General features: G+C 65.3%; 11 protein-coding genes. 9 read left to right on the forward strand and 2 right to left on the reverse strand.

Features of this window, described 5'->3' with window-relative positions; all coding sequences use genetic code 11:
- The first annotated feature begins 21 nt into the window (after positions 1-21).
- From coaD to LT988_RS12335, 4 genes are all read left to right on the forward strand, one after another.
- Entirely contained in the window at positions 22-498 is a 477-nt protein-coding gene (gene coaD, locus LT988_RS12320; RefSeq protein ID WP_232410417.1) for a pantetheine-phosphate adenylyltransferase, read from the forward strand.
- A 67-nt stretch (positions 499-565) separates the two neighbouring features.
- On the forward strand, positions 566-817 hold the full coding sequence (locus LT988_RS12325; protein ID WP_213457160.1) for a YfhL family 4Fe-4S dicluster ferredoxin: 252 nt from the start codon (positions 566-568) through the stop codon (positions 815-817).
- Positions 792-2,534: a gamma-glutamyltransferase gene (gene ggt, locus LT988_RS12330; RefSeq protein ID WP_232410418.1), complete on the forward strand. Its 1,743-nt coding sequence runs from the start codon at positions 792-794 to the stop codon at positions 2,532-2,534. The genes LT988_RS12325 and ggt overlap by 26 nt, the downstream gene beginning before the upstream one ends.
- 123 nt (positions 2,535-2,657) lie before the next feature.
- A complete protein-coding gene (locus tag LT988_RS12335; RefSeq protein WP_232410419.1) occupies positions 2,658-3,569 on the forward strand; it encodes a Tim44 domain-containing protein in 912 nt (303 codons plus the stop codon).
- A 40-nt stretch (positions 3,570-3,609) separates the two neighbouring features.
- Here LT988_RS12335 and LT988_RS12340 read toward each other — a convergent pair whose 3' ends face one another.
- Positions 3,610-3,981: a hypothetical protein gene (locus LT988_RS12340; RefSeq protein WP_232410420.1), complete on the reverse strand. Its 372-nt coding sequence runs from the start codon at positions 3,979-3,981 to the stop codon at positions 3,610-3,612.
- A gap of 376 nt (positions 3,982-4,357) precedes the next feature.
- On the opposite strand from LT988_RS12340, the gene LT988_RS12345 reads away from it, so the two are divergent.
- From LT988_RS12345 to LT988_RS12355, 3 genes are all read left to right on the forward strand, one after another.
- Positions 4,358-5,809, forward strand: coding sequence for a glycosyltransferase family 2 protein (locus tag LT988_RS12345; RefSeq protein WP_232410421.1), 1,452 nt, complete (start codon positions 4,358-4,360; stop codon positions 5,807-5,809).
- A gap of 248 nt (positions 5,810-6,057) precedes the next feature.
- Positions 6,058-7,401: a hemolysin family protein gene (locus tag LT988_RS12350; RefSeq protein ID WP_232410422.1), complete on the forward strand. Its 1,344-nt coding sequence runs from the start codon at positions 6,058-6,060 to the stop codon at positions 7,399-7,401.
- Entirely contained in the window at positions 7,394-8,746 is a 1,353-nt protein-coding gene (locus LT988_RS12355) for a hemolysin family protein (protein ID WP_232410423.1), read from the forward strand. Before LT988_RS12350 ends, LT988_RS12355 begins: the two co-directional genes overlap by 8 nt.
- Before the next feature lie 600 nt (positions 8,747-9,346).
- Here LT988_RS12355 and mgtE read toward each other — a convergent pair.
- Positions 9,347-10,759 (reverse strand): magnesium transporter, encoded by a 1,413-nt coding sequence (gene mgtE / locus LT988_RS12360; RefSeq protein WP_232410424.1) that lies wholly within the window; start codon positions 10,757-10,759, stop codon positions 9,347-9,349.
- A gap of 359 nt (positions 10,760-11,118) precedes the next feature.
- Here mgtE and LT988_RS12365 point away from each other — a divergent pair, with 359 nt between their 5' ends.
- The gene (locus LT988_RS12365) at positions 11,119-11,715 is read left to right on the forward strand and encodes a GNAT family N-acetyltransferase (protein WP_232410425.1); all 597 of its coding nucleotides are present in this window, start codon (positions 11,119-11,121) and stop codon (positions 11,713-11,715) included.
- A 17-nt stretch (positions 11,716-11,732) separates the two neighbouring features.
- Positions 11,733-12,950 carry a phosphatase PAP2 family protein gene (locus tag LT988_RS12370; RefSeq protein ID WP_232410426.1) on the forward strand — a complete coding sequence of 406 codons (1,218 nt, stop codon included), beginning with the start codon at positions 11,733-11,735 and terminating at the stop codon, positions 12,948-12,950.
- Positions 12,951-13,032: the final 82 nt, after the last annotated feature.

The raw sequence follows: 13,032 nt of genomic DNA on the forward strand, positions 1-13,032 counted from the left end.
TGATCCGAGGAGGAAACGGGTTTGCGACGCGTGGTCTATCCGGGGACATTCGATCCCGTCACCAACGGTCACACCGATCTGATCCTGCGTGCCGCGCGTTTGTTCGACCGCGTGATCGTGGCCGTCGCGGTGGATACCGGGAAGGCGCCGCTGTTCTCGACCGACGAGCGAGTGGCCTTGGTCCGAGAGGCTCTCGGGCCGCGGGGGAATGTCGAGGTCGTGCCCTTTCAGGGACTCCTCGTGGAATTTACCCGACGCCTCGGCGTCAGTGTCATCATGCGTGGTTTGCGCGCGGTTTCGGATTTCGAGTACGAGTTCCAGTTGGCCGGCATGAACCGACGCATGGCGCCGGACATCGAGACCGTGTTTCTGACGCCGGCCGAGACCTATTCATACATCTCCTCCTCGCTGGTGCGCGAGATCGCAAGGCTCGGCGGCGATGTCTCGACCTTTGTGGCGCCTGCGGTACAGGCTGCACTGAACGAGCGGTTTGGATAAGATCCGCGCATCCCCATACAGCCCTTTGGGTTCAGCTACCCTAACCCCCTCGACCAGGAGTGATGTCATGGCCCTGATTATTACCGACGAGTGCATCAACTGCGATGTCTGCGAGCCCGAGTGCCCGAACGGCGCCATCTCGCAAGGCGACGAGATCTACGTGATCGAACCCTCGCTCTGCACCGAGTGTGTCGGCCACTACGAGACCTCGCAATGTGTCGAGGTCTGCCCGGTCGACTGCATCATCAAGGATCCGGATCACGAAGAGACCGAGGAGGAGCTTCGGGCCAAATATGAGCACATCACCGGCGAGAGCTGAGATCGGCCGAAGGGCCGCGGGCCGCAGTCTGGCGCTGTGGTGCGGCGCGGCTTGGATCGCGGCGCTCCTGCTCGCATCCGCGGGGGTGCGGGCCGCCTGTGACGGGCCGCAGGTCCGTCCGGCTCAGGCCGCGATCGCCTCCGCGCACCCCTTGGCGACCGAAGCCGGCCTGAAGATCCTCGATGCCGGAGGCAACGCGTTCGATGCCGCCGTCGCGGTCACTGCGGCCTTGGCCGTGGTCGAACCCTACGGATCCGGGATCGGCGGCGGCGGCTTCTGGTTGCTCCATCGCGCGGAAGACTGCCACGAGACCATGCTCGACGGACGCGAGCGAGCACCGCTGGCGGCCCATCGCGATCTCTTTCTCGACGACGCCGGGCAATTCGTCCCCGAGTCGGCACTCAATGGCCCCCTGTCGGCCGGTATTCCGGGGACACCGGCCGCAATCGTGCAACTTGCCGAGCGCTACGGGCGCGTGCCGTTGGCGCAGACACTCGCTCCGGCGATCGGTCTCGCACGCGACGGTTTCGAGATCGGTGACGGTTATCGACGGGTGGCCGCATGGCGTCTGTCCGCACTGCGAGCCTCGCCGGCAGCCGCCGCTCAGTTTCTCCTCGACGACGAGGTTCCGCCCCGCGGATATCGTCTGCGTCAGCCCGATCTCGCCGGGACCCTGGAGCGCCTCGCGAGCGACGGGCATGCGGGCTTCTACGCGGGCGAAACCGCGGAACGCATGGTCGCCGGCGTGCGGGCCGCGGGCGGGATCTGGACGCTCGAGGACCTCACCGAGTACCGTACCGTAGAACGCGAGCCGATCGTCGCGAGCTTCCGCGGCTGGCGCCTCGTCAGCGCTGCGCCGCCCTCGTCCGGGGGCGTTCTTTTGGTCCAAATTCTCAACATGCTCTCCGCCATCGAGCCGCAACCGGATTCGGACACCGCGCGGATCCACGCGCTCACCGAGTCGATGCGCCGGGCCTATCGCGATCGCGCCCGCTATCTCGGCGATCCCGATCAGGTGGAGATGCCGATCGAGCGCCTGACGCATCCCTACTATGCGGCCGGGTTGATTCGCGATTTCGATCCGACCCGCGCGACACCGAGTACGACCACCGGAACCGATGCGGCCTCCTCCGAGGGTCGCGACACCACCCATTTCTCGATCCTCGACCGCGAAGGCAACCGCGTTGCAGCGACACTCAGCATCAATTACCCCTTCGGTTCCGGATTCGTCCCGCCGGGGACCGGTGTCTTGCTGAACGATGAAATGGACGACTTTTCGGCACAGCCGGGCGTCGCGAACGCCTATGGCTTGGTCGGCGGCGAGGCCAACGCCATCGCCCCCGGCAAGCGCATGCTCTCGAGCATGTCGCCGACGTTCCTGGAGTCGCCCGAGACGGTCGCCATCCTGGGCACACCCGGCGGCAGCCGTATCATCACCATGGTGCTGCAGGGCATCTTGGGAGCCCTCGACGGGGTCCCGCTCGAGGATTGGATCGCTCGACCCCGTATCCACCATCAGTATCTTCCGGATCGCCTCGAGTTCGAGTCCGGCGCACTGAGCCCGACGGAACAGCGCGATCTCACCGCAATGGGGCATCGTCTCGAGTTGCTGATCCGGCCCATCGGAGACATGCAAGCGATCCTTTGGGACCGCGCGAACGGTCAGGTGACGGCCGCGAGCGATCCGCGCGGCGCCGGCCACGCCGAGGTTCGGTGAATTCGGCGGTTGCAGTGCCCGGCTCCGAATTGTTTTTTTGCACTGTAGCCCGGATCCTACAGCGTTAATGTCCAATACCGACATTCACCACGTCAATTCAACTACCGAGGAGTCCCGACTCGCATGAGATTCAGAACACTCATGACCGCGGCCGCCGCTATGATTGCGGTCGCCGTCTTATCCGTTCCTGCCGATGTCGAGGCCAAACGCCTCGGCGGCGGCATGAACCTCGGCAAGCAGTCGAGCAGCATGCAACGCCAGGCCAAGCCGGCCGCAACGGCGCAACGTCCGGCCCAGCCCAATGCGGCACAAGCCGCTGCCGGCCAACGCCCGGCGAGCGGTGCCAGCCGTTGGCTCGGGCCCTTAGCCGGTCTTGCAGCCGGAGGCCTCCTGGCCTCCATGTTCTTCGGCGACGGCTTCGAGGGTTTCCAGATCATGGATTTCCTGCTGATCGCGCTGCTTGCGGTCGGGGGCTTCATGCTGTTCCGGATGTGGAAGCGTAATCAGGCCAGACCGGCGATGGCCGCGGCCGGTGTGGGCGGCGGATTCCAGCATGCCGGATCCGCTCCGGCCTACGAACGCCGCGGACAGGCGGACAGCGGCATCCTGCATCCGGGCATGGGCGCACAGGGCGGACCGGTGGCCGGTGACAACCAGTCACCGAGCTGGTTCGACGGCGCCGGCTTCCTGGAAGGCGCGAAGTCGCACTTCATCAATCTTCAGGCGGCTTGGGACCAAGCCGACTTCGACGGCATCCGCGAATACATGACACCTGAGCTCTTCGCCGATCTGCAGCGCGAGCGCCTCAAGACGGAAGGAAGCCAATCCACCGAGGTCGTGCGTCTGAACGCCGAGCTCGTCGGTGTCCGCCGCGAAGGGGATCTGGTGGTGGCGAGCGTGCTCTTCTCCGGCCTCGTCCGCGAGGATGAGAAGGGCACCGCCGATGCCTTCAGCGAGATCTGGCATGTCCAGCATCGCTGGGACAGCGCCGAGGGCGACTGGCTTATCGCCGGCATCCAGCAGGTCGAAGACTGACGGTGCCGGCCTGTGCCGCGCGCGGCGCAGGCCGGCTTCGTCACTTGGCTTGACCAATCCGTGCCCTGTCGTCAAACCACTCGCGAGCGATGGAAAGACTGACATCCACGGCAATCAAACCGAGGATCAAGAACCCCGTTGCAAGAAGCCAGTAGAGCCTTCGCAACAGCCCGCGCATCCGGCGGCGCCAGCCGCTGCCAGCCTCCGGAACCTTCGGGACTCGAGTAAACAGGTCGATGAAGACCACCCCCAACACGGCCCACAAAAGAACGACCAAGGCGGGGAATAGAACCAGATCTCCCTGCGCCGCCTCGAACGCGACGAGCGAGATCCCCGCGGCCAATGCACCGACCAGGGCAAGGCCCATCAAGACGGTGCGGGCCGGTGCACAGCGCACGGCGATGTGCTGCATAAGATCGAGCATGTCCGGTGCCTGGTGGTCTGAAGGTCGGGTGGCGGCTTGACGACGAAAGCGAGCATAGCGGCCTGCCTTGAGTAGGTGCAACGCGCTTTCACGCCGCCTGTCGTCGTCCGATGACCTTTTGCGCACCCATCGAGACTGCCCCACGATGCGGCCCTTGCCGTCGTGATGCGGCTCGCTCTATTCTGTCGCGCGCAGGACCTGAGCCGCCGATGCGTCGGATGCTCAGCGAAGGATCCGACCCACCCGGCCGGTATCGCATCGTTCTTGGCGGGGGTTTCAGACATCCGCTCGCCCCGTCATCCTCGCGGCCGGCCGGCCAGCCAACCTCATCTTCAACTGTTCCAGATCCTACGGATATATCCCCATGCTCGCAGCGGAACCGATTGTCGAGCTGCTCCTCACGCTTGGCTTGATCCTCCTGGCGATGTCATCGCTCAACCTGCTCGGCTTGATGTTCGCCCGTCTGGTCACACCTGCCCGACAACTCGTTGGAGCTTGGCGCGGACCCGCTCAACTGCCGAGCGTGCTGATTCAGCTCCCGCTCTTCAACGAGGCGGAGCTGGTCGATCGCGTCCTCGAGGCCGTGACGGCACTGGATTGGCCGAGAGACCTCTTGCAGATCCAGGTGCTCGACGACAGCACCGATGCGTTTTCGCTGTCGCTCAGCCAGCGAGCCGTCGCCAAGCTGCGCCGGGAAGGTGTCCAGATCGAACTCCTGCATCGAATCAAACGCACCGCCTTCAAGGCCGGTGCGCTGGCGGCCGGCCTCGAGCGCTCGGATGCGGAGTTCGTAGCCATCTTTGACGCCGATTTCATGCCGCCGTCGGATTTCCTGCGCAAAACCATCGCCCCCTTGCTCGCGCAGCCCGATCTCGCCTACGTCCAAGCCCGCTGGGCGCACACCAACCGAGACGACAGCCTGCTCACCCGCACGCAGGCGCGTCTGCTGGATTCGCATTTCCAGGTCGAACAGGAGGCGCGTTGGCGCCTGGGTCTGCCAGTCCCCTTCAACGGGACCTGCGGTGTCTGGCGTCGCCGCGCCATCGATGACGCCGGCGGCTGGCAAGGCGACACGCTTACCGAGGATCTGGATCTGAGTCTGCGGGCCCGTCTGCGCGGTTGGCGCTCCGCATTCATGAAGGACCTCCCGGTCCCGGGCGTACTGCCCGTCTCGGTGCGTGCCTGGCGGACGCAGCAGTTCCGCTGGACCAAGGGATTCGCGCAGTGCTTCTTCAAGCTGATGCCGATGATCTGGGCCAGCTCGGCGCTGCCGCGCTGGCAGAAGGTCATGATCAGTTTCCAGCTGGGCCAACCCCTAGCGTTCCTGATCGGTGCTGCCTGCGTGGTCATGGGGCTGCCCTTCATCGCCGGCGCGGCGGTCCCCGGCGAGGCGCTGAGCCGAGTCGCGATCGTCACCTCGATGCTCGGCTTCGCAGCACCCATCGGCTTTCTGACACTCGCGGGCATGCGCTCGGGAGCCCGAGCAACGGCGACCGAGGTCTTCGCTGCGCTCTTCCTAACCACCGGGCTTCTCCTCTCCAATGCCCGCGCCGGCCTGGAGGCCGTGCTCGGTTATCGCAGCCCGTTCGTGCGAACCCCGAAGGGCGCGATCACGGCCGGCCCGCGCAGAATGGTGCGCTGGCCGAACGGACTCCTGGAGCTGAGCGCCGGACTTGGCCTCTTGGGCTTCGCGCTGCTGGAGGAGCCGGTCTCGGTCATCTACCTGGTCATGGTCATCGGCGGCCTGCTCGGCGTGGGGACATTGCAGTTCCTGGACGGCCGCGCGCTGTCGAAACAGACGGGGGCCGGTTCCTAACGCTCTTCGCTCGGATCGGCCGACGCCGAACGCAGCCGATTCGGGCGAATGCACGACGACGCTTGGTGTTCGTACGTGCCTGATATACTCCCAGACATGAACACGATCCCCACGCCCGCCGCCGCTGAGCCCGACGATGCCGACCCCACGGACCCCGACAGTCCGGGCTTGAACCCAACCCCGCAGGACCCGACCAATCCAACAACCCGGCGTTCGAGACGCCTGACCGGGCATTCCGGATCGGCCCGATGAGCCTCTGGATGTTTCTCGTTGTCGGCCTTCTAATCCTGATCAACGCACTCTACGTCGCGGCCGAGTTCGCGATCGTGGGGGCTCGGGTGAGTCGCGTCGAGCATTTTTCCCGACAAGGTCATCGCCTCGCGGCGGCACTCTTGCCCATCGTCAGAGACACGACGCGCCTGGATCGCTACATCGCGACCTGCCAGATCGGGATCACACTCTCCAGCCTGATCCTCGGCGCCTTCGGGCAAGCGACGATCGCCCTTGCGCTCGGCGCACTGCTGATCTCGGACTGGGGGATGGAGACGGTGGGGGCCTACGCCTTGTCGGCGACCATCGTACTGGTGGTGCTGACCTCGGCCCAGGTCGTGCTCGGCGAGCTGATCCCCAAGACGGTCGCTCTGCAATACCCGGTCGGGACGGCGATGTACACCTACCTGCCGATGCGCTGGTCCCTGGTCTTGTTTCAGCCCTTCATCGGACTGCTCAACGGGAGCGGCAACCTGATCCTGAAACGGTTCGGCGTCGACCCGGAAGTCAGCCATCGGCATGTGCATTCTCCGGACGAGATCGAGCTGCTGATTCGCGAGAGCAACGAGGGCGGGATGCTGGAGACGAAGGCGAGCAAGCGTCTGCGCGAGGTGCTGCGCCTGAGTCGCCATACGGTGCGTCAGTTCATGGTGCCGCGACGACAGATCGCGAGTCTGGATTTGGCCGCACCGCTCGATCAACTCTTGGCCGAGATCGACGCGTCGCCCTACACCCGCCTGGTGGTCCATCGGGACGGACTCGACAACGTGCGTGGCTTCATCCATGTCAAAGATCTGGCGATCGCGACTGCCGGCGGGCGCGAGATCCTCGCGCTGCAGCCTCTGGTCCGGCCGCTCCTGGCGTTGCCGAATCGCTTGACCCTGGATCGGGTGCTGGGGCAGATGCGTGCTCGACGCGCCCGCATTGCACTGGTGGTGAGCGAGTACGGCGACGTCGAGGGTCTCATCAGCTTGGAAGACATCGTGCGCGAACTGATCGGCGAGCTGTCCGACGAGTTCAAATCCAACAGCGAGCTTGCCCCCGAGCAGCTCGACGACGACCGTTGGCGCCTGCCCGGACGTCTCCCGCTCGACGAGGCGATCGATTGGGCAAGCCCCTACACCGATCCGTCCGTTTGGCACGACAGTCAAGCCGAGACTCTCGCCGGCTGGTTGCTCGAGCAGCTCGGCAACATCCCGGAGGCGGGCGACAGGCTCGAGGTGAGCGGCCTTGCGTTCGAGATCGAGGAGATGGACGGTCCGGCGATCGCATCCGTTTTGGCCAGCGTCCTCGGCACCGCATCGGGGGGCGAAGATGCATGAGCTTCTGATCGTCCTGGGCGTGGTGATGGCCTTGGTGGCCCTCAACGGACTCTTCGTCGCCGCCGAGTTCGCAATCATCGGCACCTCCCGTGCCGCGATGGCCGCGCGTGCAGAGGCCGGCGACGCGCTCGCGCAGCGGATCGCCCGCATCCTCGACGAACCGGCGCGACTCGATCGCTATGTCGCCACCGCGCAGCTCGGCATCACCTTCGCGAGCCTCGGTCTGGGCATGTACGGCGAGCACACCCTGGCCGGGTTCTTCGCGGAATGGCTTCTGCTCGCGGGATTCACGGATCTCGGTGCGCTCGTGACGACTCACGGACTCGCGGCGGTACTGGCCATTACGGCGATCACCTATCTGCATATCGTCTTGGGCGAGATGGTCCCCAAAGCGCTTGCGCTGACCCGGCCCATGACAGTTGCCATGTGGGTCACCCCGCCGATGCTGGTGATCGGCTTGATCCTCTATCCCTTGGTACGAGCGCTCAATCTGACCGGCAACCTCCTGCTTGGCTTGGTCGGCTTCAAGCGCGGCCGCAGCGCGGCCCATTATCTGGGCCAGGACGAGCTGGAGTCGCTCGCCCGCGAGAGCCAAGAGAGCGGTCTCTTGAGCGAGGAGAGCGGCCGGATCTTCCTCGAGCTCGCCGACTTCAGCGAGATCGCCGCCGTGCAGGCGATGGTGCCGCGGGTGCGCGCGAGCGGGATCCCGGTCGGCGCAACCGACGCCATGCTCCGCGAGATCCTGCACCGGCATCGCCACACCCGTTATCCGGTCTACGAGGGCAGTCTCGACCAGATCATCGGGACCATCCACATCAAGGATCTGATGGGGCTGCTGCGCGCAGGCACCGGCCTCGATCCCGCAGTGATCCGAGAGACCGCCTACCTGCCCGAAACCGCAACCTTGGACGATGTCTTGGCCGCGATGGACCGGGTTCACAATCAGATGATCGTCGTGATGGACGAGCATGGCGGAACCGCGGGCATCCTCACCATGGAAGACATCTGCGCCGAGGCTGTCGGGGATATCGAGGAGGGTGTCGAGGACGTCCCGGATGTCTTGCCGGTCGGCACCGCGGGCTACCAGGTCCAAGGCACGGTGCGCCTGGACACCCTGGGCGATCTGATCGGGCGCGAGCTCGAGCACCCAGAGATCGACACTGTCTCCGGGCTGATCCTCAGCGAGCTGGGCCGACCGCCCGTGCTCGGTGATTCGGTCCGGTGGAATGGCCTGCGATTCGAGGTCAGCGGCCTCTTCGGTCGCGGCGTCCGCCAGGCCACCCTGACGTTCGAGATGCCGGACACGCGGTACCACGAGAATCGCGAGCAGGGCGCGGAGCCCTGACGCCCGAATTTGCCGTGTTCACAGCGTCTGCTGCTTCACTGACGTTGCTCTGGGTGGACAAGCGCAGCGCAGCCACCGGCACCCGCGCAGGGCACGGCAAACTTTTCTCTCGCTCGTCCACCGGCCGCTCTCATGACGACGTGAGCTCTTACGGCCGGGGCGCAAGACCCGACGTCTTAGCGCCGGACCCGATCGATGCGGAACAGGGTAGTCGTGCCGCTCACCTCGTTGGCGACAACCAACAAGGGCACACCGCGGATCGGGCTCTTCGACGCCTCGATCACCGTCAGACCCTCGGCGCCACGATCTCCGCCGCCGATTCGCCGAACACGCCGGCATCGTAGGTACCGAGCGGCGCAATGGAGATCGTGGGCCGAGATGCGTGGGGGCCCGCGAGGGCCGGAGCAGCGATACCGACTGCCAAAGCGCAGCCGGAAGCGAGTCGAAAAATGGTCATAATCGACATGAGACGGAGATCCTCGTTGGGTGAAAATCCCCGATTATCGCGATCAGGTATGACCGCACTGCGTCAATACGATGACGATTTTGCTTCCTTCGGCGACATCCCGAGGGCCGGACGCCGATCACCGCAGGCGCCCGTCAGAGATAGAGCAGCGAGGCCACCAGGAAGAACACCAGGACCGCAATGATGTCGTTGCCGGTGGTAATGAAGATGCCCGTGGCCATCGCCGGATCGATCCGAAAGTGGTGGAGGATCAGCGGAACGGCCGCACCCATGGTCACGGCGAGGAGTGTTACCACCGTCAAGGCCACGCCTGCGGTCAGCGCCAAGCGTATCGGATCGGCAACACCCACCAAGGGCCCCACGACGAGCACGATCCCGGCGAGGATCAGCGCAGCGATCGACCCGTTCAGCAAGGCGCCGAGCATCTCCTTGACGAGACGCCATGGCAGATCGCCGATCCAGAGGGTGCCGGTCGCAAGGCCCTGGATGGCAACGGTCGCGGCCTGAATACCCGCGTTGCCGGCCATCGACATCACGATCGGGATGAAGCTCGCAAGGATGGCCGCGGCAGCGATCTCCGCCTCGTAGGAGCTGATGATGCTGCCCGAGACGAGCGCACCGACCAGCCCGGCGAGCAACCAGGGGAGGCGGTTCTTCACGATGCCGAGCACCGGGTCGTCGGCTCGCGCGTCGGGGGAGACACCGCTCAGCAGGCGCACGTCTTCGTCGGCCTCGTCGCGGACCACGCGCTGCAGCTCGTCCGCGGTGATGCGTCCAAGCAGTCGGCCGTCGGCATCCACCACCGGTACCGTGATGAGGTCGTTCTCCCGGGTGACGCGCACGACCTCTTCTTGATCCATGTCCGAGCTGACGGCTACGAGATCGGTGCGCATCACCCGGTCCACCTGCGCATCGCTCGGGCGCAGCAGCAGGTCGCGAAGCTTCAGATAGCCGAGGAGCTTGCGGTCTGCATCCACGACATACACCGCCGAGAGTTTCTTGATCAGATCGGCGCGACGGCGCACCTCGGCCACGACCTGCCCGACGCTCCAGTCAGGCGGCACCGCAACCAGCTTGCGAGTCATGATGCTGCCGGCGGAGTCTTCCTGATACGCCTTGAGCTCGCGGACGGCATCGGCATCGCGCAGTTGCGGGATGAGCCGCTCCTGGACCTCTTCGGGGAGCTCGGTCAGGACCTGAACCACCTCCTCTGCGTCCCGGCCGTCAAGGATCTCGGCGAGGCGCTCGATCGTGGCGTCTTCGAGCAAGACCGCGCGAAAATCGCTGTTGAGTCCAGCAATCACCTTTGCGGCCGGTCCGGCCGGCAAGACCAAAAACAGCTTGCGCGCGCGTTTCAAGGGAAGCTGCACGAGCAACTCGACGATGTCGCGCGGGTGCCAGGTTCGCAACAGACGGCGAATCTCGTCGCGCTCGCCTGCCTTGATCATGCGCCCGATGGCCTTGACCACGGGGCGGTTGACGTCAAGGGACTCGCCCGGACGGCCGCGGATCCAACGCAGCCGAGGCGCTTCAGTGTTCACTGTCATGGCTGAGGCGGTCCCGGGTAGGATGGCTGATCTGAAGTTCCGAAGGCTCGAAATCGGCCGGAGTGTGGCAACACCGGCGGATCAAATCAAATCCGGCCGAGGTGTACCGAGCACACATGGGTTTTTCAGAACGCAGGGTACGTCCCGCGCGCGCCGAGACAAGGCGCGCCGACAAGGCGTAGCGGTCACTCCGGCGCGGATGCGCAACGCCGGCTAGGCGTGCGCGGGGCGTGCAATGCATCGGAAAACGCAGGTGCGCTCGGTATATCATGCCGCATCGAAGGTGTCGCCCGGGCCGGCACGCGCGATTGCCGACGCGGAGCCGGTCATAGCCACAAGTGGCGGAAGGAGGGTTCTCAATGTCCGAGTTGCATGTCGAGTGCCGCACGGGAGCGGATCTGATCGCCGACTTGCCGGCGCTGGCTCGCCTGCGCATCCGTGTCTTCCGTGAGTACCCCTATCTCTACGAGGGTGACGCGGAATACGAAGAGCGCTATCTGCGGACCTATGCCGAGGCACCGGACGGACTCGTCGTACTGGTGCGCGACGGCGCTCGGGTGGTGGGTGCCTCGAGCGCTCTGCCGCTTGCGGCCGAGCCCCCGAATGTGGTCGAGCCCTTCAGGACGCACGGCTATGCGCCCGAGCGGATCTTCTACTACGGCGAATCGGTCCTGCTGCCGGAGTACCGAGGGCTAGGGCTCGGCCGGCGCTTTTTCGACGAGCGCGAGGCCCATACCCGCAGACTCGGCCGATTCGACTTCGCCTGTTTCTGCGCCGTGGAGCGACCCACCGACCACCCGCGACGTCCAGCGGATTATCGCCCGCTCGACGGCCTTTGGGAGAAACAGGGCTTCGTGAAACAACCGCAGTTGCGCACGACCTTCTCCTGGCGCGATCTCGACGAGACCGAAGAAACGCCTAAACCGATGGTGTTCTGGCTCAAGCGCCTTGACTGAGACACAAGACAGGACCCATGTCCCAAACCACCGCACCTCGTCGGGATTGGATCCCGCAAGGCATTGCCTTGGCCCTGATCGCCTTGCTCGGCACCCTGCCCTTTTGGCTGACCGATCTGGACATTCAGGCCGCCGCGCTCTTCTATCACCCGGAGGCGGACGACCCTTGGTACGAGGCTCAAGCACCGCTGTGGTCCTTCCTCTATGTCGCCTCGCCGCTCTTGACCGGCTTCGTCATGCTCGGCGGACTGCTGGTTCTCGGTGCCGGGGCGGTCTGGAAGTCGTTCAGGCAGCTGCGCTGCTACGCGATCCTGTTGATCGCCGCGACCGTGCTGGGACCCGGTCTGATCGTCAACGGTGTCTTCAAGGACAACTGGGGGCGGCCAAGGCCGCACCAGATCGAGCAGCTCGGCGGAACACGCGACTATATTCCTCCGCTCGCGATCTCCGAGCACGGCGACGGAAAGTCCTTCCCCTGCGGGCACAGCTCGATCGGCTACATGCTCGGTGTCTTCTTCATCATTTGGCGCAGACGCAGGCCGGTGCTCGCCTGGACGGCGCTGGCCGGCTCGCTCGCCTTCGGCACCCTGCTCGGGATCGGGCGGATCGCGGCGGGCGATCACTTCCTCTCGGACGTGATCTGGTCAGGGGTTATCGCCTACGGGATTGCCTGGGGGCTTTACTATTTCGTCCTGCGCATCCCGCGGCGCGAGGCCGCCGAGGCGGCGGCACCGCCCTCGCCGATGCCCGAGTTGCGACGTCCGAAGCTCACGGCGGTGATCTATATGCTCGTCGCAGCCCTGATGATCGGGGCCATGCTGTTGGCCACACCGCTGAAGAACGTCCAGATCCAATGGGTCCGGCCGGGCGATTTCGATCCGCCGCCCAAGGTCCTTCGCCTGGTCGCCGATCAGGCTTACGTGATCCTCTTCTGGCCGGGCGGGGCGCACCGCACGGCCGAGATGCGCTTGGAGGCGCGCGGATTCGGGCTGCCCTGGAGCAAGGTCGAATCCGAAGTCACCAATGACCACCGGATGCTGACCTATCGGATCAGCCATCAGGGGATCTTCACCGAGAAGGACACCAAAATCGTCATGGGGATCGTCGCGAACGACTGGGATCGGGTCGAGGTTCGGATCGACTCCGGCGACATCCGGCTCCATCCCTCTCAGGACCCGCTTCCCGAGCTCGACCTGCAGACGGGAGACGGCGAGGTGATCCGAGTCGACCCCTGAGCGGCGAGTTGCGCAGATACCGAGCACACGTTTTACCGACCGACAACCACCTGCGAGGATCGCAGTCTTGACCACAAACGGG

It is taken from the genome of Thiocapsa bogorovii (assembly GCF_021228795.1).
Classification (GTDB): Bacteria; Pseudomonadota; Gammaproteobacteria; order Chromatiales; family Chromatiaceae; genus Thiocapsa; species Thiocapsa bogorovii.

What these genes read in the sequence shown, in the direction of transcription:
- LT988_RS12325 (WP_213457160.1), top strand. Translation starts at nt 566, where the DNA reads ATGGCCCTGATTATTACCGACGAGTGCATCAACTGCGATGTCTGCGAG.
- ggt (WP_232410418.1), top strand. Translation starts at nt 792, where the DNA reads ATGAGCACATCACCGGCGAGAGCTGAGATCGGCCGAAGGGCCGCGGGC.
- LT988_RS12335 (WP_232410419.1), top strand. Translation starts at nt 2,658, where the DNA reads ATGAGATTCAGAACACTCATGACCGCGGCCGCCGCTATGATTGCGGTC.
- LT988_RS12340 (WP_232410420.1), bottom strand. Translation starts at nt 3,981, where the DNA reads ATGCAGCACATCGCCGTGCGCTGTGCACCGGCCCGCACCGTCTTGATG.
- LT988_RS12345 (WP_232410421.1), top strand. Translation starts at nt 4,358, where the DNA reads ATGCTCGCAGCGGAACCGATTGTCGAGCTGCTCCTCACGCTTGGCTTG.
- LT988_RS12350 (WP_232410422.1), top strand. Translation starts at nt 6,058, where the DNA reads ATGAGCCTCTGGATGTTTCTCGTTGTCGGCCTTCTAATCCTGATCAAC.
- LT988_RS12355 (WP_232410423.1), top strand. Translation starts at nt 7,394, where the DNA reads ATGCATGAGCTTCTGATCGTCCTGGGCGTGGTGATGGCCTTGGTGGCC.
- mgtE (WP_232410424.1), bottom strand. Translation starts at nt 10,759, where the DNA reads ATGACAGTGAACACTGAAGCGCCTCGGCTGCGTTGGATCCGCGGCCGT.
- LT988_RS12365 (WP_232410425.1), top strand. Translation starts at nt 11,119, where the DNA reads ATGTCCGAGTTGCATGTCGAGTGCCGCACGGGAGCGGATCTGATCGCC.
- LT988_RS12370 (WP_232410426.1), top strand. Translation starts at nt 11,733, where the DNA reads ATGTCCCAAACCACCGCACCTCGTCGGGATTGGATCCCGCAAGGCATT.